The following is a 23,240-nucleotide window of genomic DNA, read 5'->3' on the forward strand; positions in this document are numbered from 1 at the left end:
CAGAAGGAGCGAAAATGAGCGATGACTATGGTTTTGACGAATCCAGAACACAGTTATTAAGGGTGTTCTTTAGAACGCTTGCTATTTTAATATTGTTTACCGTCATTCTGTTTAACTTTAAATCCTCGCTTCAAACCTACTCCGTAATGTCTTTAGCCTCCACAATGAATAGTTTAGATAGCCAGTCCCTATCTGCATACGGGTTGATCTACGACGTTATATTTTTTTTCTGTATTCTAATCGCTATACACATCATCTGGGCTGCAGTAATAACCGTTTCAACCCGCTGCCCTTGGTTACCTATAGAGGGAAAAAAACAGCAAGATCTATACTGGATGCTATTTGTTGGTCTCCACATTACCTGTTTGATTGCAATTAACTCCTATTTTTACCCTACCTCATTAGTTTCGTACTTTAGGCATACGCCTGTCAGCGAACCTCTTATATGGGGAGGGTTGGCACTGTTTTTAATTATCAGTTTCTATCGAGGCTTAGCCACTTTCACCTCAAAGCAAGTTGTTTTTTCCATCTCTCTGTTATTTACGGTAGGACTCTTCATCCCCTTTCTCTCAATCAATCAGACAAATGTACAGCCTCAAAAAGATCCAAATATTATTATTTTAGGCATCGACGGTCTTAGGCCAGACCATTTGAAGTACATGGGAGCAGCACCTCAAGTTGCCCCTAACTTGAATCGCTTACTCGATAACATGACGATATACAAAAATGCTTATACCCCACAGGGACGAACTTACGTTGCGTGGATGAGTCTTCTTACCGGTAAGTATCCGATTAATAATGGCGTTAGATTTAATTTAGCCCCACCAGAAATGGTAAATAAAACACTTCCTATAATTGAACTATTAAAGGAGAGAGGCTACCACACGACCTATGCTATTGATGAGCGTCGCTTTAACCAAATTGATTCTAGCTATGGTTTTGATAATACAGTAGGACCCAAGGCTGGTGCCGCAGATGCTCTCATATCGGGGTTAGGCGATCTCCCCTATCTAAATATTCTACTCATGCACCCCTACTCCTCCTATATACTGCCTTACCTATACAACAATAGGGCCTATGGTAAAGCCTACTCGCCTATTGCATTTAATAAGGCTGTCATCGAGAGCCTTGATTATGAAAACCCCAACTTTCTTGCCGTACACTATTGTCAATTGCATTGGCCATATACCTCTAAAGATTTTATATCGGAGCCTCTAGAAAATTGGGACGGAAATTACAATCACTATATGTATAAGGAGATGTTAAAAAGCGTTGATAAACAAGTTGCTGATCTCTTTACTCGCTTAAAACAGAAAGGAATGCTAGACGATGCGATAGTCTATATTATTTCCGATCATGGTGAGAGCTTTAAACTGCCCAGTTTCGAGACGCCCACGCCACAAGGTCCCAAGGTATTCCCTAAGACAAAGTCTTGGGGTCATGGCACAAATATCTTGGACCAGCAGCAATCCCTTATTCTTCTGGCTCGGGCTGAATTCAATAATTCGACTATCACCTCTCCCGCACAAAAAATCGAAGGGCTTTATTCACTGGTAGACATCGTCCCTACGTTAGTGAGTACGTTAAACATTTCAACAGCATCTGTTTCGAGGTTTAAAGGTGCCGATTCCGACGGGATAACGCTCCCTTGGACAGCAGAACAAGTATCGCCTAAGCGATATGTTTTTGTTGAGTCTTCAGTCCCGGTAAAGTCCATTAATAAGAGCTTTATTGATAAGAAAGAGGTCATGTCAGAGACCGCTTCAAATTATGAAGTTAGAAGTGATGGTAAAGCCTACATGCGCACTGAAAACTACATAGAGCTGATAGCCAAAAAACAGCGGGCAATCTACTACCAACAGTGGCAGCTAAGCTTACTACCCGATTACAACTCTCCCGTGCTTTTAAACACAGAAACAAATGAAATTTATGACGCTGATAACTACCAAGGTGATTTTAATTGGCGACCAATGATGAGAGAGCTTTGCTCTCAATACAAAGAGGATCCAGGATTTGATCAACACGCAGTTTGTACCGAAGTCAATATTAGTCGTAACTCACTCAATTAATGTCCAACAGTTGAGCGGCAATTACTTCATTTTTCAGGGAACAAGACAGGTACGTTAGCTGTAGCTAGCTGTTTTATAAAAATATGTACTACAGTTATCTCAAGATGGTTTTTTATTTAGGTAACCTTTTGACAAGCAAAGAAATTAATGTCTCTTATGCTAAGCCCGCCCCTACTGGCATAGGGAGTGAATGCTGCAGGCTCAGTCAAATACGAGGTCTATCGCTGCTACTTGCGTTTGCAATTGCCGCTCGTATTCATGTAGCCCTATTTTATGAGGTTAACTGGGATGAGTTTTATTACTTATCTTTCGTATATCAATATGAGAACGGAGTACTTTCTGCCCAGCTTCAGACCTTTCATGTTCACTTCTTTAACTGGCTTAAGTTGATTTCCTCCAATGAAGTCACTCAAATTAAAGCTGCGCGTTTAGTTTTAGTGATACTTCAGTCAATAACGGGTTTTTTCATTTACCGCATCGCTCGGCGCATGCTCAGCCCAGCAGCAGCAATATTTGCCGTGCTGTGTTATTTTGCGTTTTCTTTTAACATACGAATGGGAGCAAGTTTTCGTTCTGACCCTATCGTTACCTTTTTCTTAATGGCTAGCCTAGCGCTTGTTTTATCGGAGAAGTTGGAAATTAAACGTCTCGTTTTGGCTGGAGCATGTATCGCGATTGCGGTACTCATAAGCATCAAATCCCTCCTGTATTTACCCACCTTTGGGTTAATTGCCATCGCGCTTTTTTGCGACTCACAGACTAGAAGCAAGATGATTTATCAGGTCGCTACGGTCTTAGTCGTGGCTCTAGCGGTTTTTGTGGTGTTATATTTTTACCATGGAGCGCTTCTCAACCTTACAGACTCTCCTGCAGCCGATACCGTTAGCCGCAGTTTTGATAAAACAATAAAAAGTGCGACCTTCCTACCGGGATTTTTCTATCTAAAATACTCTCTACTTTATGATCTTTTTTTCTGGATAACATTGATTTACGGTGTAAAGATTGCATGTGTCGCTCTATTGCCGAAGAAGAGATTAAGCCGACAAGATCAGCTTATTTTGCTCAGCTTTACCTTCCCACTCTGCACCATCTTTTTTTACCGAAATGCCTTTCCCTACTTCTATTCATTTATGTTAGCCCCTGCGACAGTGTTATGTGGCTTGGCGTGGGATGGGCTAAAACTAAACTCAAGAAGCAGCAAAGAAACAACCGTGGTGACCAGCTGTATCTTATTCTTTATGGCATTAAGCATCTGCTACCATGGTTTTATTCTTCCAAAAAAGAAACCGTTACAATCACAGCAGGAATTTGTTGACTTAGTGCATACACTTTTCCCTTCGCCCACAAGCTATATTGATTGTTGCTCCATGATCTCTTCCTATCCTCAAGCCGGTTTTTTTATGAGTAGCTGGGGGATGGACTCTTATATTCAGGAGCAGCGGCCTATCTTGAAAAGTTCAATAGAACGGCAACAGCCAACATTTTTAATCGCCAATAACCGCTTTCTTGATCATGCTCGTTTAGCCGAGTTAGCAGAGCCATTACCGAAACAGCTGCTTCATCAAGATCTAACGGCCCTAGAGCAAAACTACATTCCCCATTGGGGGGCACTTTATGTTGCTGGTAAGCATCTATACTTACAGGCTGATACCGTTGACTTTATGATTAGTATCCCCGGTGAATACACCCTAGAAGGTACTCAACCCACGGTAATAGACAAACAATGGCTATCTCCAGGAGAAACGGTTTACTTAGCCTTTGGTAAGCATATCGCTGAGCCGACTCTATTAGGTCAAGAGATCACTTTTCGCTGGGGAAACCATCTATATCGTCCGCCTTTACCATCCGGTTACCGACCGATTTTCACAGGGTTTTAACGGTAATTTTTAAGTTCATCTAGAAAGGGATCTGGAAATGAAATTAATTGTGCAAATTCCTTGTTTTAACGAAGCTGACAACCTACGTGACGTAATTGATGCCATTCCCCAGAGCATCGACGGAATTGACACTATTGAAGTACTCGTTATCGATGACGGCTCAACCGATAACACCTCTACAATAGCCGCCCAAGCTGGGGCAGATTACATCGTCACCAACACCACAAACAAAGGTTTAGCACGCTCATTTCACATTGGAATTGAAGCATGCCTGAGACACGGTGCCGATATTATCGTTAACATAGACGGTGATAACCAGTACCGGGCAGATGATATCCCACTTTTAGTTAAACCCATTATTAATCACCAAGCCGACATTAGCGTCGGTGACCGCGGCGGCTTTAAAAACCCCCACTTTTCACTATTTAAAAGGTATTTACAGGTCTTAGGTAGCTTTATTGTCAGATCTATTCTTAAACTCGATATTACCGATGCTGTCAGTGGTTTTCGTGCTATTTCTCGAAGCGCAGCTAAGCAAATTAATATCGTTTCAGAATTTAGCTATACCTTAGAGATGCTAGTTCAAGCGAGTGCAAAGCGTATGAGCATTAAATCCATTCCTATCCATACCAATCCCAAACGACGAGAGTCTCGTCTGTTTAAATCAATCCCACAGTTCCTTTACTTGTCGGTCACGACACTCTTGCGAATGTACACCATGTATCGCCCACTGCGAGTATTTTTCTCCCTAGGTCTTATCGCAATTTTTATCGGAATAATACCCATTTTTCGATTTATCTATTTCTATATGCAAGGCAGTGGTGACGGTCATATGCAATCACTCATATTGGGCTCAACACTCATGACATTAGGTGTGATTACTCTATTAGTGGGCTTAATCGCAGATTTGATCAATTTTAATCGTAAGCTATCAGAGAAAATGCTCCAACAAATGGCGAGATTTGATGAGCAACTATCTCAACTTAACCATGAAAAATATAATCGCAATTTAGAATACCGTGTCACACCACAAGGGAGAAAAACCAGAAAAAAAGCGTGTAATGATTAATACTCACCAATCCACAGCGGCTTTCGTGGCACAGAATAGCGACTCAATAAATTAGATTAGATGCACCACAGATTAAGTGAACAGAAGAGGTTATGTTTTGTGACTTTTTCTAGCGAACTCAACTTATCCTACCTATACTCAAATGGAATGCATAGGAGTAACTCATTAAAACAACAATGGAAAAATCAAAGGCGCCAAAATATTCAGATATAAAGTGTTATTACGACACCGCGTATCAACATAACGCCGAGGCGACCTTCCCTGTTGATCATCAACGCTACCAGCAATGGCTTAAGCATGGCTCTTTTCAACGTCTGCACCATCAAGGGGCAAGCTTAGATATTGGCTGCGGCGCGGGTTTTATCTGTCAGTTATTATCTGAACAGGGCTATCAAACCTATGGCGTCGATATTTGCGAGCAAGCCCTCACGATAGCACGACAGAATGTTCCTCACGGGCAGTTCGTTTCAAGCCAAGAGTCTGGTTCATTCGATTTCGGTGACGATTTTTTTGAACTTGTCACCTGCTTTGGAGTGCTCGAACACCTAAAGCAACCACATCATACGATATCCGAGAGTTTTCGAATATTGAAACCCAATGCACTCGCCATTTTTATTGTTCCAAATAGTACAAGCCCCTACTTCTGGTTTAATCACGGCACAGGCCAAGTTTATGAGAAACCTCGTAGCTTAAAAGAATGGCGCTCGATGTTTATGGCACAAGGCTTTAAGGTTATCGACGTTCAACGGGATCCAGGCCCCTCTTTAGACACAAGCCAAACTTTACAACAAAAGCTCAAATACCTAGCCAACGCAGTGATTAATGTCACTGCGATTGAACTTACATATCAATTTATTTTTTACTTACAAAAAGATGAAGACAATACTCTTTAGTACTTCTAGTTTATGGAATTGCGGAGATGACTATATTCGTGATGGGGTAAACGAACTGCTTCAATTAAAAGAAGACGTGCGTGTACTTTGGTGGAACCGAGGGTTTGGGATAACAAACTCCTATGCGAACGCCTTAAAAGTTAATCTACCTTTAATGGATTATTTCATTGTTGCCGGAACCCCTAAGTGGATATTTAACAACGAGAAAATCTACCAATATTGCTTAGACCATTCAATCCCACTATCAATCATTGGCGTTGGAACCAAAGACTTTGTCACTTCAGCGCAGTACGAATTGATGCGAAAAATTGCTCGTTCTGGTCTATGCGAAATTGTAATCGCACGTGATAAGGCTGCCTACCAAGCGTTTAAGGAACTGGGCTTTACTAACTGCCATTTAATGCTAGACCCCTGCTTTTTTAAGCCTACAAGGCCTGGCTCTACCTTACCTAAGCTTCATATTGTCGGTTGGAGAGAGCAATATTCACTAGATGGCGATCCCAAGCTTGCGTTAAAACACCCACTGTTAGTCGTAAAACGACTGCTAAGTGGCGGCGCACTCAATTTTGCTGACAAAAACAAATTAAAGCAGACCTACGATAACCTGTTTATCGACTACTTTAATCGTCTGCCTTCCCCCAAAATAGTCACCGTTCATGACAACAGAGAGATCGCGGCCGCCGAAGCTTTGTTTGGCAAGGACAACGTATATTATGCTACCGACTATGAGGCGCTATTTAGTTTGTATTCTCGTGCAAAAAGCTATTTTGGTTCGCGTATTCATGGCGCTATCCCAGCGATTATCCATGGCGCCAGTGCACAACTTGTTTATACCACTGAGAAGGCGGAGGTTGTGACTCAATCCATGGAGATCATAGGTAAAAGCTACCCCGAAATATCAGATTTTGTCTCCGTTCATCAATTCAATCAGGAGTTCAAAACTATTCCCCCCTTAGCGACATCGGCGCGGATAGAACTTGAGACGTTACATCAGGCTATTGAAACCAATCGGCTAGAAACACAAAAGCAATTAGCACTCCTGCCAACGCTTAGAGATTACCTTAATATATGAAGACCAAGACCCGCTTACTTATCTTGTCGGTCTCAGGGATAGGCAATACGATTTTGCAAAGCCCGTTGATTAACGAAATTTTGGCGAGTGAGCAATATGAAGTCGATATATTATTTGGTAGCAGCACCATGGCTGACGTATACCCTGATGATGACAGGATTAGCAATATTTACACCTTGCCCTCTAGCCTTGGTGAAAAAATACGCCTAGTTCATACCCTGTATCACAACAGCTATACCACCTCTATCGCTTGTTTTCCATCAAATCGATTCCAGTTCCATCTATTACCTTTTATCATTGGCGTGCGCAAGCGAATTGCCCATCGCCCACCAAAAGGTCCGTTGTCTGCGCTAAGCTTTCTTTCGAACCTGCCACTTCAAAGCGATAAAGCATTGCATGATGTGCAGCAAAATCTCAACTTACTTTCACAATTACAACTACCGCTTCCTACCCAAGTCTCTCCAATGCAATTGATTATCCCTGAGCAAAATAAGCACTATGCGTCACAGCTGCTGCAGAGCTGGGGGGAACCAACAACGCCAATTATTGGGATACATGCAGGATGTAAAGCATCAGAGGAGTATAGAAGGTGGCCACAACAGCACTTCGCAGATTTAATCAATCAACTAAACCTACAAGGTACGAGATGCTTACTTTTCTCCGGCCCAGATGATAAACAATATGTTGACGGGATTTATGCCCATTTAAGGCAGCCTCTAATGAATAAAGTGGTGGAAGAGAAATCGATGAGTAACGTCGGTGCCCTCATTGAGCGCTGCCAAGTTTTCCTATCTACAGATTCAGGGCTCGGCCATATAGCTAACGCTCTTGGGATCACGACCCTTGCGATTTTTGGCCCTGCGTTACACTCCCGTACCGCGCCATATGGGAGTCATGGTCATGTCATTCGCTTAGGCCTCGCGTGCAGCCCTTGTCTAAAATATCCCTTTGAGGGAACAAGCTCCAAGATAAACTGCCCCTTTCAATATCGATGCTTAACTCAACTCAGTCCCGATCTTGTCTTGGCCAGACTAAACCAACTTTTATGATGAAGACTTGGGTTAGGCAAAGCAGACAATACATCCAATATGGCATCGGTCTACTCTCGATGAGCGCAGTCTTTTACTATCTGTTTCAACATAAAGACAGCCTTAATGTTATTACCGATTTTTCCTTTATGCACTTAAGCGCCATGCTAGGACTGACGCTCATCATAAACGTGATTTATGCTGAAAAAGTATTAGCCATCTTAAAACAACTTAACCTAGGCGAGATTTCACGGTATGAATGGTTAAAAATATTTTTTATGTCACGATTTATTAATTTACATGTACCTCAAGGTGCACTCTTTTACCGCAGCTACCAACTTAAACAGCGATTTAATTTTAGCTATGCCAGTTCTCTTAGTGTTACTGCAACTTATAGTCTACTCGAAACCGTTGTGGTACTCGTCGTCGGGTTTATCGCCTTAACGATTCTAAATCTCTTTACACCGCAGCTACCAATCGAAGTGTTTGTTATCTTGGGGAGCTTCTGTCTTGCTTTACTCGCAGTCCCTGCAGCACTAGTGCTGTGCAAAAGTCAGTTTTATCTCATCAAGTCCAATTGGTTGGCTAATCGAGCAAGGGACTTTAGCAATAGTTTTACACTGTCTTTTAAAAGTCACTCCCTTCTCAAACAGCTGACCTTAATGAATCTCCTCACCTTGGCCCTACAATTTATTTGGATGCAGCAATGCTTTTTAGCCATCGGCCTTTCCCATCCTGCAAGCTACATATTTCTATACGTTATCGTATTACAGTTGAGTGGAACTGTGCGGATTTTGCCTGGTAATTGGGGGGTTACAGAGCTTGTATGTGGTGCGCTTGCAGTATTTTTAGGCTTAGATTTTAGCAATGGCTTGATTATATCGCTGCTAACCCGCCTTGTGGTTTACTGTGCATTTATGCTTATCGGTATTTTTTATTGCATTACCGAACGGTTTTGCATTAAAACGGTGTGACATCGGCAGGATAAACTCACACTAGGATACCGATAAGCGTTAATCACGCTAATGAGTCGATGACCGAGTCATTAGCGGAATAACTTAATATATGAAGCTGTAAAACTATTCTGCAATACGCTCTAATTTAGCCAAGTAGAACCCATCAAAACCCGTTTCGGCCGGGCTAATTGTTTCATCTTCAATAAACTTAAAGTGTTTATTTTCAGCTAAGAACGCATCGACTTGATCACGGTTCTCTTCCGGCATAATCGAGCACGTTGCATAAACCAACATGCCGCCAACTTTGACCATACGACTATAGCTCTGAAGAATGTGCTTTTGCAATTCAACCAATACAGGTAAACGCTCAGGAGTATCACGCCACTTTGCATCTGGATTACGCTTCAATACGCCTAAGCCAGAACAAGGTACATCGAGTAACACTCTGTCTGCCGTCAACTTTAGACGCTTAATGGTCTTGCTGCTGGCAATAATGCGGGTTTCAACATTATGAGCGCCGCCGCGACGTGCACGCTGCTTAAGATTGTCCAGTTTCCACTGCTCGACATCCATTGCCAGTAAACGGCCCTTACCTTGCATTTGTGCTGAAATTGATAAAGTTTTACCTCCTGCCCCGGCACAGGCATCAACGACTCGCATTCCAGGTTTTGCATCCAGTGCTAACGCAACTAGCTGTGAACCCGCATCCTGCTGCTCGAACCAGCCTTTTTTAAACGCTTCTGTTCTAAACAGTGCAGAATCAGAAGTGACCTCTAAAGCGGTATCTACGCCATCGACATTAACGGTTTGCACGCCCTCTTTGCGCAGTGCATTTGCGAGTTCTTCACGTGTACACTTTAAAATATTGGTACGTAAAAAACGCTTTGCAGGTTTGTTTAACGCCGCTCTTTCTGCAGCCCACGCATCTCCCATCTGCTTCTGACCCATCTCATTTAGCCAGTCTGGGCAACCGTCCCATAATACGGGCTGCGCTTTCGCTTCTTCGATACGAGTCGCTAATACTTTAGGGTCTATTTGTAACGAGTACTGCATTTTCGGCAAAGGTAATTCATTAAAGAGGTGCCACACATTCAATAAACGAGTGCCTAACCGCGCCATCTCTTCAGGTTTTACATCTGAAAGGAAGCAGTAAAGGTTTAACCTTCTAAGAATATCTCCAACGACAAAGGTAATACGCCCTTGTTCAGTAGGCTCGAGTTTTAGACCAGAAAAATGCTGAGAATAGGCGCGATCTAACGGTTTACCATCTGATAAAACAAGATCGAGAATACTGATCACAAGTTCATTTGAGCTAGGAGAAAGCGGAGATTTCAACATTAAAAAGTTACCCTAAAAAGAAAACGCTGCGATCATAGGAGCAAAGTAGTCAATACGCAAGCTAATAGTAAAAAGCCGCTACACAAGGCAGCGGCTTAATAGAGTTATAACATTAAGACTTTCTGAGCAGGTTAGCTTTTAAGCTGATAATCACTGCCATCTTTTGCCGTAAATTCGCGCGTTCGTTTTTGCATTACGGAGGTAGTGGCTGTATCTTCAATATTAATTAGGCTTATCCAATAATCGTGGCCTTCAAGCTGGATATCCCTAATGTTTGCTAAGTCCTGACTGGTCGCCTCATTCTTTCTATCAAAACTTAATTCTACATGAGTACCATTATCTTTTAATAAGATAGCTGTAGGCTCACTCTTATGGCCGTTCAGAGCCACAAACTGCTTAGGCGTACGCAAACCCGTCTGTGTGCCATCGGCCATAAAGATCAACAGTTGCTGATAGTAAACTACATAGCTACGGGCATTTTTATGTGAGCCGTTAGCCAATGGAAACTTTGCATCTAAAAATGCTTTTGCACAGGGGGCCGTTGTATTGCTAGCTGCCAGTTCGACAACATTCACATCAACAAGGCTGGCACCAATGAAATGGTTATTTTGATTTACTTGAGTACTATTGATTGTTGATATATTCATGGCCCTGTCCTCTTACGTTTAAAATTGTGGGTCGTTATCCGTTTCAGCCGCAGTCAAAAAATAATACGTTTTCCGATTGCTTGATTTGTAGTCTAGTGTAAATTTTATTACAATTTCACAATAAAAATTTTACATTGTGAATTTTACAAGATGAAAAATAATCAAAGCTTGATCAGAAAATCACATTTTTTGGGTACCAAGATAAGAAACTTGAGGAAGCGAAACCACCTCACTATGGAAGATCTTTCTGCGCGTTGTGTGCGTGTCGATCCAGAGTCAGCACCGTCTGTGTCATATTTGTCTATGATTGAACGTGGGAAAAGAGTCCCTAGCTCAGGCATGCTTGCCGTCATCGCCACAGTGTTTCAAAAAGAGATCGATTGGTTTCTCGATGATGTGCCAGAAGACGATGCCATTACACCCGATAAAGGGCGTCGAGGCGGAATTAGTGGCATGGCATTGGAGCCAAGCTTCCTTTTTTCGAATGATATTTTACAAATTGCGATCCCTGAAATGTTATCGCAAACAGGCACCACAGGAAGAGAATTTGCCCACCTTTTGATCCGAGCGCATCAAGAGCACCATCAAAATCACTTTCCTGATCTAGAGCGGGCTGCAGAAGAGGTCGGCCATAAGCGCCTACCGCTCGCCTTAGATGATCTAAAAGATATCGCTAAGTCTCTGGGGTTAAAACTTAAGTGGGTGGACAGAGCGCCTCAAGAGGTTGTTGATGAGATGGGTGTCAGTACCGCTCACGTCGTAACCTCATTTTTCGAGCCGCCTTCCACAATCTATCTAAACAAAATGCTTAAGTCATTTCCGACACGGCTTAAGTATGACTTAGCCGTGCATATCGGCCATTGCGTGTTACACAATAAAGATGGCTTAAAGTGTGTATTGACCGCGGGGAGACGCCACACGACGTCTCACGATGAATCAATGATCCCAACTTCATCCCCCCTTAATGCACAAGATATCTTACATGCATGGCGTGACTTCGAATCTAGCTTTTTTGCTGGTGCGCTACTCTGTCCAAAAGTGCCTTTCAGACAGCTATTGGACCGCCACGGTTATGAAATCAATGTTAATAAATCACTAGGCATCTCGGCATCTGTGGCAATGCGCCGGATGACCGTTGTGTCTCCTTATCCTCACTGGCACTATTTCGATGCCTACGCACCGGGAAAATTAAAGGCTGTCTACCGAGGTAACGGTATTCCATTGCCTTGGGGAAATATGCGAATTGTTGAAGACCCTTGCCAGCACTGGGCCGTATTTAGGATGATTAACGAGCCTAAAGTTGGCACTTCTGCTCAGATCTCAATCTTGGATGTAGCAGAAAAGCCTAGGATCTACTGCTGTGAGTCGATAAAAGTGGAAGATATGGCTGGTAACAATCATGTGCTATGTGCGGGAATCGATCTCAATCCTGCAATTGACGCCCAAGGCGGCAATGCCTCAGCGATAGCTGCTGAGCTTAAACAATCCTGTGCAACCAATAGTGGCTCCGTTGAGATGCCTAATAGTATTAAGAAAGATTTAATGAGTGTCGCGAAAATTTTAAATATCAATTGGATTGAGAGAGGCATTCAAAACGAAGCAAGATTGATTTGTTCAAGGGGGGCGGTTTGTCCGAGACAACCTAGTTGTTATCAAGCGGGAAAATCTCAGTGCAGCGAGAACTAATGATTAGCAGTGAGAGTGAATATTAATCGGTTTATCACTAACTGGCTCCGAAATTGTTGTGAGTAAAAAGATAAACAGAAGTAGCAGTATTCTGTTTATCTTAATATTCACTAAAGCGCCTGCGCTCCGAACGCCACTCCTTGAACCTTAATACACTGCTTTGAGTAACCAATGCCAAAAGAAAGTGAATCGTCTATCGTCACATCGGTGATTATCACGGTACCTTGAATGACACTTTTAGCGGTTTCAATAGCCTTCGGAGAGGAAACACTATCACCGACTGGAAAAATGTACAAAAACTGAGTTTGGCAGCTCTCTCCAAAAACAGGCCCTAATTTGACGAGATTGTCAGTAATCGCTTTATCTTGGTAAGTATTAGTCACAAACGATCCATGATTGGCGATGTTACATCCCATCATGGAAAGAGACACTGCCAATACCAATGCGACGTTACGCCCCTTTGCTGCCATAAGTCACTCCTTTAAACACAATCTGCCGATAAAATATAATACGCGAGATCCAAATATTTAACGTCCATCACTCTTCCAATCTGATGTATTAAATCCCCAAAGTTCATAGACCAAATACTATCATCTACCGAGAACAGTGCTAACTCACCATGACGATCTCATAATCGCGACGGCTACCCGCAACCTGTAAACTAAACTCATCTCCTTGAAGCTTACTCATCATGGCTCTGCCTAGCGGAGACGCAAGTGTAACGATCATAACCGAGTACTCATCACAGGTCACCTTTAAACCTCCTGCACCGGGTCCAACAAATAGATATTGGCTTTTACCGTCTGCATCCATCAGCTCAACCAGCTTTCCAAGCCCGACCTTAGGTGCTCTGGTCTCTGAAACACCACTTAACCGAGTAAACAAGGCGTCAAAATCTCTTACATCGGCTTGGCATTGTGCCACTCTCACCGACTGTCCATGGGCGAGATAGGATGCTTCTAGGCCAAAGGTTTCGTACTTACTCTTAGCAATACTCTCCGTGTCAGTTGCCGTGTCATGGGCGCGTTTTGCTGCCGCAACGGCACTGCCGAGAGCGTTTTCAAGCTCCTGTCGAATGAGGTGATGCAACTGATTAATAGATAACACTTCTCTTACTTATCCTGAGTATAAACTTGTCGCTATACTAAGAGTACCAAAGCCACGCAGAGATGGCGTATTAATATTTTACTCTCTCGACAAAATCCACTTGATAAACACTGTGAATTCGTTAACTTAGTGTTAAATACTTCGGATTGTTACTCTAAATTTCATCAGTGTTTAACGGATTAAATCAGTTTGAAAAGACCAGTGCTTCATTAGCGCAGGTAAAGGAATAAGATTGAAGAATAAATACAACCAGATTTGGGGTAAGATATTAACCCACATCCTTGCCTACCACATAGTTAGGTGGCTTTGGGTTATATTGCCTCCCTTGTTACTGGTCTGTACACCGGGTTTGGCGCAAGATCTTGAACCTCGCAGCTACACTAATATTCCTATCGGTATGAACTTTATCGCTGCAGGCATAGTTCGCTCTCGAGGAGAGGTATCCCCTGCGCCATCAGCACCAATAAGTGATGCCAACTTAACTATCGACGCTGCCGTCGTTGGCTATGCACACACCTTCGATTTAGCAGGAAGCTCTTCAAAATTCGATGTGTCAGCGACACGAGTCTGCTATGAAGGCAGCGCCATGCATAATGGTGAACTATTAAAAGCCGATCGCTGTGGATATGGCGACCCTACGATGCGCCTCACCTGGAATTTTTATGGTGCACCAGCATTAGAGGCGAAAGATTTCTCAAAATGGCAGCAAGGTATTGTTGTGGGCGCCAGTATGCAGATCACTTTGCCTATTGGCAGTTACGACTCAGGTAAACTTCTCAATGCTGGGACGAATCGCTGGGTCTTGCGCCCAGGGATAGGAATGTCACATAAGCTTGGCCGCTGGTATTACGACCTCATCGCCTCGGCTCGACTATATAGTGATAATGATGAATACTTTAATGACACCACCTTAGAGCAAGCCCCCCAGTATACGCTTCAGGGGCATCTTATCTATAACATTAGCCGCGGACATTGGGTCTCATTGAACGCGAATCTGTTTTTTGGTGGAGAAACGAGAAAAGATAACATTGCGTCATCAGATGATCAGCGTAACTCTCGTTTCGGTATAACCTATTCGCTACCCGTTAGCGTCCATCACAGCGTCAAGCTCTACGCTAATACCGGAGTGATTACTGAAGTGGGTAACGATTTCGATACGTTTGGTGCGCTATGGCAATACCGTTTTTAATCTCCCCTCTCTAAACTATCGTTAGATAATAAAAAGCCCAATCGCTTAACTGCAATTGGGCTCCTATTTATATCTATTCGCGCTAGTTATGGATAATACTGTTACGCTCAGTCTAAATCGTCAAAATACCAGTAGCCGGCATTAACCCACTCTGTTAGTTGCACCATAACGGCGTCATCATCAAACCATGTTTGGATGTCTTCAAGGGTAAGCATCTGTTTGTTACAGAGCGCTTCGATAACCTCTGAGCGGCCTTCAGCAAACTGAACTTGCTCACCATTGATGTACATAACACCTGAGCCTAAGGTTGCAGCGAAATAGAGGCAACGTAAGCCACCTAAACGGATCAAAGGCTGCTCGGCAATGATAGTCTTGATATCTTCAACGTCGAAACCTAAGTTAGCCTCAGGCAGATCCAGTTCGCACTTAGATTGTGTTAGATAACGACCACTGAACTCACTAATTAGCGTGTCGTCCAAGGTGTCAACAAGCTGCTGCTTAATTCGGCCTAGGTCTTGCTCATCGATCAAGCCAGAGTGCTGGCTTAAGCTACGTTCTGGATCGCTTATTTGCTGAGCACCCATCTCTTTATCAATGAGGTGGTCAGCAAGTGCACTCACCATATCTTTTGCAGAAGCCGTACGGTAACCAACAGAAAAGCTCATTGAAGGCTCTAACGTTACGCCATCGTGAGGAAATCCAGGTGGCAAATACAGAATATCACCAGGCAGCAATTCGACATCGATGATAGGCTCGAACGCTTCGGTGTGTAGCAAGGCTGGGTGCGCTGCAAACTCTTTATGAGGCCCAATATCCCCGACACGCCATCTACGTCGACCTGAGCCTTGACAGATAAACACATCGTATAGATCGATATGCGGGCCAACCCCACCACCAGGCACAGCGTAACTAACCATGACATCATCTAAACGCCAGCGAGGAATAAAATCGAAACATTTTAGTAAATCTTCTGCCGCTGGCACCCAGTTATTAAGCGCCTGAACAATCAAGGTCCAATCTGTTTCACCAAGATTCTCATAAGATTCAAATGGGCCAAATTCAGCTTGCCACTCCCCTTTCTCTCTATAGACTCTGCGAGATTCAACCATTTCATCACAAGCTAGTCCTGCCATCTCATCTGGAGACAACAGATCTTGAAAGTTTTTAAATCCTTGGCGGATCACTAATGGTTTCTTTTGCCAGTATTCTTTAAGAAACTGTTCGGGGGTTAAGCCATTTATATCTAATTGCATGTTGCATACTCACTAAAATTTGCACGCATTCTAGCAAAAAAACGCAAAAAATAAACTCAGTTAGATCATGAAACATGCTTAATTTGTACAGCTATAGGACTAATCAGCCTAAAGCTTCAAATGGGGCAATAACTTGATTGACTGTCTATTAAGGATCAATACAATATCGAACAAACTTTATTGATGATGATTCAACTTGACCAATACAACCCACTCACGCCCAATTCAGCCTGCCGACACCGTAATAGTGCTCGACTTTGAAACCACGGGTCTATCTCCCAATCAAGGTGATCGAGCAATTGAAATCGGTGCTGTCATGCTTAAAGATGGCAAGGTCATTGATAGGTTTCAACAACTAATGAACCCAGGTTTTAGAGTTAGTGGCTTTATCGAGAACTACACGGGGATCAGTAATGAGATGTTGAGTGACGCGAAGTCATGTGAAACGGTGATGACTCAATTTGCAGACTTCATCGGTGATTACAACCTCGTCGCCCACAATGCCTCATTCGACCAACGCTTTTTGGATGCCGAACTCAGTCGAGTTAACTGCAATTATCCTGGGCAATTTGCCTGCTCTATGTTAATTGCACGCAGGTTATATCAAGACGCGCCGAATCATAAACTCGGCAGTTTAATCCATTATAAAAATATCCAACATGATGGTGTGTTTCACCGAGCCTTAGCCGATAGTGAAATGACCGCCGATCTTTGGCTAGTCATGCTTGAAGATTTAAACGCAGATTACCAGATCAAGCGAGCTGACTTTTCCTTATTACAAGCCATTGCCAAACAAAGCAAAGCTAGCGTTAGCCAATATTTAGCACGCCAGCGCTAACAAACAGCACTGTTTAATCGTAAGATTAGACAGTGCTGTATTTTTAATGCCTGTGTTAAACCAAGTGTTAAAAACTGATAATCTAACATGATGCTAACCGGTATACTCTGGCCATCTTCACTCATCGCAAGCAAAATCAATTCGATGAGCCAGTTCAACACTTCAATACCTAATCTTAAAATCTAGTTTACATACTCAGTCTAATTAGTTAGGTCTAAATAGTTAGGTCTAAATGCCTAGCTCGTCGAGTAAGTCATCGGCATCAGTATTAGCTACCGTGACTTTTGCTGTTCTGTTTTCACCTGCAGCCTTTCCCTGTAACTGCCCATGCTCAGCAAGCAGTTCATCTAAGTCAAAATCTTCATCAGTTTCAAATTCACTTAACTTGATAAACTCAGTCTTATCCATCGCAAACTCAAGGTAGAAAACATGATTACGCTGAGTCTTAAATGACACCCTTCTTGCTACTGCTTCATCTAAGTTGGTATCGATAGAGATTGTCAGCTCTTTATTAATGGTCAACATCTTAGGCTGGCTTTGGCTAATGCTCGTTTGCAATTCTTTACTGATTTTATTAATAAAATCGCCCAAGATCTGATTCATCAGCTCGCCCATGACATTACCAACTTCATCAGAAGTATGAGAAAGCGCTAACTCAGCTTCTGGCATGCCCATGTTCAACATATATTCGCGATAGATTTCTACTGCCGCCGGTGCAGAAAAATTGATCACCACAAGTCCTGAAAATCCGCCATCAAAAATTGAAAAGCATCCTAAATCGGGTTTTAAACAGGTTCGAGTAATTGATTGAACCATACCGGCATGGGTAATTTGGCTATGAGTGGTGCTTGATAGCACATGAGATACAGAGTGGCATAGCTTTAATAAAATATCGTCGGTGCTAACAGAAACTGTAGATTGCATAAAAAAAACCTTTTAAAAGAAGTCAACATTATATTGCCCCACAACATTAACAAAACAAAGTAAAACCCGTGAACAAAATGAATTTTAGAACAAATCAAAATGACAGTTAGCCATAGAAGTCGGTCGTTAAGGTTGAAAATAAATAGCTTATTTCGAGTCACTCTCTACTTAACCTAACCCTAATCGCTGAGTAATATGGCCTACAGATACGATTATGATATACACGCCTTGAAACAGACTTTACATATCCACGCCATCAAGCAAAATTAATCTAGAGTGATGAAAAGATAGAGTTAACATTTTTAAAATAAACAGAGCCTTACTGTTCCCATACTATGGCATAAAGAGTAAGTTTAACTCACGTATTCGTCAGCAGAATAATAATGATATGATCGCTCTACTCAGACAATTTACGATTCTACAACGCTTAATTTTAATGCTAATGCTGGCAGCAATCGGCACAGTTTGCTTCGCCAGTTTTTCAATAAACGAACAGTACAATAACCTTGTGGCGCAGAAATGGTTGCAAAACGACGGTCAAATCAACACAGCAATTAGTTTGATTGAAGCAAATAAAAAGCAAGTCGATGCTCAAAAGATCAGCTTAGCGACAGCACAAGCAACGACAACAGAGCTTATTAACCAAATACATTTTGGCAACGATGGCTATTTCATCATATTAGATCGTAGTCATACCATTATCGCTAACGGTGCAGATCCTCTCTCTATTTCTAAAAACGTAAACTCACTCTCTCACTCTCAAGCAGCTGTAAACCTCGACACATTATTGAATGAGTCAAAAAATCAAGCCGTCGCTAAAGCGAAAATCGATTTTCCTAACCCCACGACCGGAAAATTGGAACCTAAACTTGTAGAAGTTAGACAATATGAGCCTTGGGGGTGGACGGTTATTACAGGAAGTTACATGAGTGACATTGACGATGTCATGTATTTAATGGCTTTCGATTACCTCATCATCATGCTAATGATCTCTATCCCTATTTTCTTGTTCTTCTTAGTTCTCAACATCTCTATTACTGCCCCCTTAAAAGAAGCGATTAGCGCAATGAAAGATATTGCTCAAGGAGAAGGTGATTTAACCAAGAAGCTACCAACCAAAGGTAAAGATGAAGTCGCGGAGCTTGCCGAAGCATTTAATTTATTTGTTATCAAAATTAGAGATATGGTCGCAGAGCTTCAACCTATAGGCGATGATTTAGACCTAGATGCTCAGCGCTTACTCAACGCCGCTGAAGAATCCAATGATAGTGTCGAGCACCTACATAGAGAAACCTCAAGTGTCGCAACGGCAATCAACCAGATGCTGTCGACCACTCAAGAAATGGCCAGTAACACCAACCAAGCGGCAGAAGCGGCTAATAGTGTAAAACATCAAGCCCAACAGAGTATGTCTATGATGGACGCCACGCTTGATAACTCTAAGCATCTCGCAGATGAACTTAAAAGTGCTCAGCAGATCACTCATGCTCTGGGTAGCTCATCATCGCAGATTGGCAACATTTTGGATGTTATTCGAGGTATTGCCGATCAAACTAATCTACTGGCACTTAATGCCGCAATTGAAGCTGCCCGAGCAGGTAGTCATGGCAGAGGATTTGCGGTCGTCGCGGATGAAGTTAGAGCCTTAGCTAACCGTACTCAGGATTCAACTAATGAGATCCAAAACATCATTAAAGAGATCCAATCGGGTGTAAATAGTGTTGTTGCCAGTAATGAGCAAAATCAAAGTCAGTCTCAACAAGTTCAGACCCAAGCCAAAGAGGTAAGTGACTCCTTGTCTGACATTCTCAGTCTGATAGCACATATTAGCGACATGAACACCCAACTTGCCAGTGCAACAGAAGAGCAATCTATCGTCACTGAAGAGATTAACCGTAACATCTGCGCCATAACCGAATTAACTGAAGTGTCAGTCAAAGCAAATGAGAGCAACCACAATGCTGCTATGTCACTGCAAAATATCAGTAAAGATTGCGCTCGCACACTCGGTCAATTCAAGGTCAAGTAATATAACACTACGAACCCGAGGGGCGGTAATTGCCCCTCACGCCCTTTGCAAATTATGTTAAGCTAAATTCTATGAAAAGTTCTCTTAAAGTGAATTGAATTTATGGCTCGCATGACCTTAGCTATCCACCCAGAGCTCTACACTATCCATAGCTTTTCAGCTGACTGCGTGATCGCGGCAGATATCTTTCAACAAGAGATGTATTTCATCGGTAAAACCAAGGATGAGATCTCCGTTGTCGTCACCTCAGAGTTAACCCTCGACAGTATAGAGCAGGAAAATGATTGGCGTTGTCTTGAAGTCATCGGCCCATTAGGCTTTTCAATGACAGGCATATTAGCCAGTGTTTCCAGCACCCTTGCTGAAGAAAAAATCAGTATTTTTGCCATTTCTACCTTCGATACCGACTATATCTTAGTCAAAAAAGAGACCTTAAACGCGGCGACGAAGGCGCTTAAAAAGAAAAATTACCAAATTATTGATTATTAGTTGTTTTTTTCTTAGATTAGTCTGTAGCAGAAAATACACTATGTATTTCATCGAGTGAGAGTTCTATATCCATGTATGAAAAGATCATCATCATCACAGCTAAGCATGGGATCCATACAAGGCCCGCTGCGTTGTTGGTCAAAAAGGCAAAATCTTTCGATTGTAATATCACCGTCGAATGTGATGGTAAGCAAGCGAGTGCTAAAAGCTTATTTAAACTGCAAACCTTAGGGCTTTATTATGGCGTATCGGTCAAAGTCTTCGCTGAAGGTGAGCAAGCACAACAAGCTGTTGAAGAAGTGTCAGAACTACTCATTACATTAAGTTAAGGGTGTCCTATGTCGATTACGGGGATCGCTGTTTCATCGGGTATCGCTTTTGGCCAAGCGTTACATCTCAATTTACATCACGAAAAGATTGATTACCGTTTAATTCCTAAATCCCATGTCCCCATCGAAGTACAAAGACTAAAGCACGCTTTTGAACTTCAAAAACAGCACTTAGCTCAAGGGCTTGAGAAGTTGCAGCCAGAAACCAGCCACTTTGAGTTAATTGAAGCCGATCTGCTCATATTGGACGATGAGGATCTGTTAGAACAGATTGAACATAGCATCTCGAGTCTGCAGATCGGCGCTGCATTTGCGATAGAGCGGGTATTCGAGCAGCAAGCCTCAGAGCTGGCGTTATTAGATGATCCCTATCTAGCCAATCGAGCTCAAGACGTGTCATGTCTCGGTAGCCGGCTAATCGCCCGTTTAAACGGCGCGCAACATCTCGACTTAAGTCAACTCACACAAGATACAATAATATTTTCTCAAGACTTAACTCCTGCCGAATTTGCCATGCTACCGCTTGAACATATTACCGGTGTAGTACTCAATACGGGGGGAATAACAAGCCATACTGCAATTTTGACCCGTAGTGCTGGGATCCCTGCACTGCTAAGTTGTCAATTTGAAGCCATCCAGATAAAAAACGGTACCCAAGTTGTTTTAAATGCCAATGAAGGTGAGTTGGTTATTAACCCTAACCAACAACAGATTGCTTATTTACAAACATTAAAGAAACAAGATTTTCTGCGTAAACAACAATTACTTACCCTTAAAGACTTACCCACTGAAACCCTTGACGGTCATGGCATTTCTTTATTAGCTAATGTCGGTAACCTAAACGAGGTTAGTCATTTAACCGATGTAAGCGCCGAAGGGATTGGCTTATTTAGAACTGAATTCATGTTAATGAATACCAGTGTTTTGCCCGATGAAAAAACTCAATATCATTTATATTGCGATGCCCTGCATTTAATGGAAGGTAGAACGTTTACCCTACGAACATTAGATGTCGGCGCAGATAAAGAGCTTCCTTGCCTTGGAACATTAATTGAAGATAATCCGGCGCTAGGCTTAAGGGGGATCCGATATAGCTTGGCCCATCCAGAACTGTTCAAGACACAAGTAAGTGCTATTTTACGGGCAGCCAATCACGGGTCTGTACGCTTAATGTTTCCGATGATCAATCAAATTGAAGAGTTAGAGCAATTGCTAAGCTACGTAGAAGAGTGTAAAGCGAAGCTAATTGAAGAGGAGAAAGGCTTTGGTGAGCTTAGCTATGGCATCGTTGTCGAAACGCCTGCAGCCGTACTTAACCTCGAGTCGATGCTACCTCTGCTCGATTTTATCAGTATCGGCACAAACGATCTCACTCAATACACTATGGCAGCGGACAGAAGCAATCCATTACTGACCAAAGAGTATCCCTCTCTCTCCCCTGCGGTGCTCAATCTTATCCAAACTACCATAGATATCGCCAAGGAAAATCACATCACAGTTTCTCTATGTGGTGAATTAGCAAGCGATCCAAATGTTGCGCCTTTGCTGGTCGGGATGGGGATAGACGAGCTCAGCGTTAATTTAGGTTCAATATTAGAGGTTAAGTCGGCATTACGTGATATAAGTTATCAAACATGCTTGACGCTAGCCAAACAAGCGCTAAAAATAAAAAGAATCGAAGAATTAAAACGTTACATTTATAGTCGACCTTAAAAGCTATAATAGTGACATTAGCCTTATTCAATATAAAAGATGATTCCAAGGGGCAAATTAGATGGGATTTTTGAGCCGTATTAGACGCCTTATTTCAGGACAGAACGACATAGCAGGCGTAGTCAATGTGTACGCTCCGGTGAGTGGTAAAATCGTTGCCATCGAAAAGGTACCTGATGCCGTCTTCTCAGAAAAAATTGTCGGTGACGGATTGGCTATCGAGCCTAAAGGCCACCTAATATTGGCTCCGATTGACGGCACCATAGGGAAAATTTTCGAAACCAACCATGCATTCAGCATTGAATCAACACAAGGGCTCGAAATATTTGTACATTTTGGCATTGGCACCGTCGAGCTAAGGGGGAATGGTTTTAAACGATTAGCCGAAGAAGGCCAAGAAGTTAAAATGGGCGATCCAATATTAGAGTTTGATATCGACTACTTAAAAGAGCATGCCGATAGCCTACTCACACCTGTGCTTATTGCCAATATGGAAGACATTCAAGGCATTGATAAAAATCATGGCCATTTAGAAGCTGGTAAAGACGTGATTTTCTCAGTAAGACTGTAAGCCCTTACCGTACTATCAATAAAAGCCTAATTTTTATTAGGCTTTTTCATCAACGCAAACCAGAGTTCATATCAAGCATTGAATAACACTCAACAAGGGTTTTCCCCCTTGAGCAGAGCCAAAAGCAATGACACAATGCAAACAACTTATAAAAACAGATTGG

At 42.5% G+C, this 23,240-nt stretch carries 21 protein-coding genes; 15 read left to right on the plus strand and 6 right to left on the minus strand.

What is annotated here, in order from left to right; genetic code table 11:
* Positions 1-14 precede the first annotated feature (14 nt).
* The 7 genes from SHAL_RS11935 to SHAL_RS11965 all read left to right on the plus strand — a co-directional run bounded on the left by SHAL_RS11935 (position 15) and on the right by SHAL_RS11965 (position 8,982).
* Positions 15-2,069 carry a sulfatase-like hydrolase/transferase gene (locus SHAL_RS11935; RefSeq protein WP_012277376.1) on the plus strand — a complete coding sequence of 685 codons (2,055 nt, stop codon included), beginning with the start codon at positions 15-17 and terminating at the stop codon, positions 2,067-2,069.
* A gap of 128 nt (positions 2,070-2,197) precedes the next feature.
* Complete coding sequence (locus SHAL_RS11940; protein WP_190273599.1) at positions 2,198-3,946, plus strand: ArnT family glycosyltransferase; 1,749 nt, start codon at positions 2,198-2,200, stop codon at positions 3,944-3,946.
* 37 nt (positions 3,947-3,983) lie between these two features.
* Positions 3,984-5,015 carry a glycosyltransferase family 2 protein gene (locus tag SHAL_RS11945; protein WP_012277378.1) on the plus strand — a complete coding sequence of 344 codons (1,032 nt, stop codon included), beginning with the start codon at positions 3,984-3,986 and terminating at the stop codon, positions 5,013-5,015.
* 176 nt (positions 5,016-5,191) lie between these two features.
* Positions 5,192-5,908: a class I SAM-dependent methyltransferase gene (locus SHAL_RS11950; protein WP_012277379.1), complete on the plus strand. Its 717-nt coding sequence runs from the start codon at positions 5,192-5,194 to the stop codon at positions 5,906-5,908.
* Complete coding sequence (locus SHAL_RS11955; RefSeq protein WP_012277380.1) at positions 5,889-6,980, plus strand: polysaccharide pyruvyl transferase family protein; 1,092 nt, start codon at positions 5,889-5,891, stop codon at positions 6,978-6,980. Before SHAL_RS11950 ends, SHAL_RS11955 begins: the two co-directional genes overlap by 20 nt.
* Positions 6,977-8,029, plus strand: coding sequence for a glycosyltransferase family 9 protein (locus tag SHAL_RS11960; RefSeq protein ID WP_012277381.1), 1,053 nt, complete (start codon positions 6,977-6,979; stop codon positions 8,027-8,029). Before SHAL_RS11955 ends, SHAL_RS11960 begins: the two co-directional genes overlap by 4 nt.
* Positions 8,026-8,982 (plus strand): lysylphosphatidylglycerol synthase domain-containing protein, encoded by a 957-nt coding sequence (locus SHAL_RS11965; RefSeq protein ID WP_012277382.1) that lies wholly within the window; start codon positions 8,026-8,028, stop codon positions 8,980-8,982. The genes SHAL_RS11960 and SHAL_RS11965 overlap by 4 nt, the downstream gene beginning before the upstream one ends.
* Positions 8,983-9,087: 105 nt before the next feature.
* Here the strand turns inward: SHAL_RS11965 and SHAL_RS11970 are convergent, their stop codons facing one another.
* A complete protein-coding gene (locus SHAL_RS11970; protein ID WP_012277383.1) occupies positions 9,088-10,302 on the minus strand; it encodes an RsmB/NOP family class I SAM-dependent RNA methyltransferase in 1,215 nt (404 codons plus the stop codon).
* 131 nt (positions 10,303-10,433) lie between these two features.
* Positions 10,434-10,949 (minus strand): aldolase/citrate lyase/malate synthase family protein, encoded by a 516-nt coding sequence (locus tag SHAL_RS11975; protein WP_012277384.1) that lies wholly within the window; start codon positions 10,947-10,949, stop codon positions 10,434-10,436.
* Between the two features lie 150 nt (positions 10,950-11,099).
* Between SHAL_RS11975 and SHAL_RS11980 the strand changes: the two genes are divergently transcribed.
* Complete coding sequence (locus SHAL_RS11980; RefSeq protein ID WP_012277385.1) at positions 11,100-12,635, plus strand: DUF3612 domain-containing protein; 1,536 nt, start codon at positions 11,100-11,102, stop codon at positions 12,633-12,635.
* 110 nt (positions 12,636-12,745) lie between these two features.
* On the opposite strand, the gene SHAL_RS11985 is transcribed toward SHAL_RS11980, so the two are convergent.
* Both SHAL_RS11985 and SHAL_RS11990 read right to left on the minus strand, forming a co-directional pair.
* Complete coding sequence (locus tag SHAL_RS11985; protein WP_150102088.1) at positions 12,746-13,105, minus strand: hypothetical protein; 360 nt, start codon at positions 13,103-13,105, stop codon at positions 12,746-12,748.
* Between the two features lie 139 nt (positions 13,106-13,244).
* Positions 13,245-13,742, minus strand: coding sequence for a GreA/GreB family elongation factor (locus SHAL_RS11990; RefSeq protein ID WP_012277387.1), 498 nt, complete (start codon positions 13,740-13,742; stop codon positions 13,245-13,247).
* A 232-nt stretch (positions 13,743-13,974) separates the two neighbouring features.
* On the opposite strand from SHAL_RS11990, the gene SHAL_RS11995 reads away from it, so the two are divergent.
* The gene (locus tag SHAL_RS11995) at positions 13,975-14,931 is read left to right on the plus strand and encodes a transporter (RefSeq protein WP_223296188.1); all 957 of its coding nucleotides are present in this window, start codon (positions 13,975-13,977) and stop codon (positions 14,929-14,931) included.
* A 107-nt stretch (positions 14,932-15,038) separates the two neighbouring features.
* On the opposite strand, the gene SHAL_RS12000 is transcribed toward SHAL_RS11995, so the two are convergent.
* A complete protein-coding gene (locus tag SHAL_RS12000) occupies positions 15,039-16,184 on the minus strand; it encodes a ribosomal protein uL16 3-hydroxylase (RefSeq protein WP_012277389.1) in 1,146 nt (381 codons plus the stop codon).
* A 196-nt stretch (positions 16,185-16,380) separates the two neighbouring features.
* Between SHAL_RS12000 and SHAL_RS12005 the strand changes: the two genes are divergently transcribed.
* Positions 16,381-17,022, plus strand: a complete 642-nt coding sequence (locus SHAL_RS12005; RefSeq protein ID WP_012277390.1) for a 3'-5' exonuclease — start codon at positions 16,381-16,383, stop codon at positions 17,020-17,022.
* Between the two features lie 228 nt (positions 17,023-17,250).
* On the opposite strand, the gene SHAL_RS12010 is transcribed toward SHAL_RS12005, so the two are convergent.
* Entirely contained in the window at positions 17,251-17,946 is a 696-nt protein-coding gene (locus SHAL_RS12010) for a DUF3334 family protein (RefSeq protein ID WP_012277391.1), read from the minus strand.
* A gap of 388 nt (positions 17,947-18,334) precedes the next feature.
* Between SHAL_RS12010 and SHAL_RS12015 the strand changes: the two genes are divergently transcribed.
* The 5 genes from SHAL_RS12015 (at position 18,335) to crr (ending at position 23,077) form a co-directional block, all read left to right on the plus strand.
* A complete protein-coding gene (locus SHAL_RS12015) occupies positions 18,335-19,975 on the plus strand; it encodes a methyl-accepting chemotaxis protein (protein WP_012277392.1) in 1,641 nt (546 codons plus the stop codon).
* A 102-nt stretch (positions 19,976-20,077) separates the two neighbouring features.
* Positions 20,078-20,464, plus strand: a complete 387-nt coding sequence (locus SHAL_RS12020) for an ACT domain-containing protein (protein WP_012277393.1) — start codon at positions 20,078-20,080, stop codon at positions 20,462-20,464.
* Positions 20,465-20,535: 71 nt separating this feature from the next.
* Entirely contained in the window at positions 20,536-20,793 is a 258-nt protein-coding gene (locus tag SHAL_RS12025) for an HPr family phosphocarrier protein (protein ID WP_012277394.1), read from the plus strand.
* A 9-nt stretch (positions 20,794-20,802) separates the two neighbouring features.
* A complete protein-coding gene (ptsP, locus tag SHAL_RS12030; protein WP_012277395.1) occupies positions 20,803-22,506 on the plus strand; it encodes a phosphoenolpyruvate--protein phosphotransferase in 1,704 nt (567 codons plus the stop codon).
* A gap of 61 nt (positions 22,507-22,567) precedes the next feature.
* Positions 22,568-23,077 (plus strand): PTS glucose transporter subunit IIA, encoded by a 510-nt coding sequence (gene crr, locus SHAL_RS12035; RefSeq protein ID WP_012277396.1) that lies wholly within the window; start codon positions 22,568-22,570, stop codon positions 23,075-23,077.
* Positions 23,078-23,240: the final 163 nt, after the last annotated feature.

The organism is Shewanella halifaxensis HAW-EB4, from assembly GCF_000019185.1.
Lineage (GTDB): Bacteria > Pseudomonadota > Gammaproteobacteria > Enterobacterales > Shewanellaceae > Shewanella > Shewanella halifaxensis.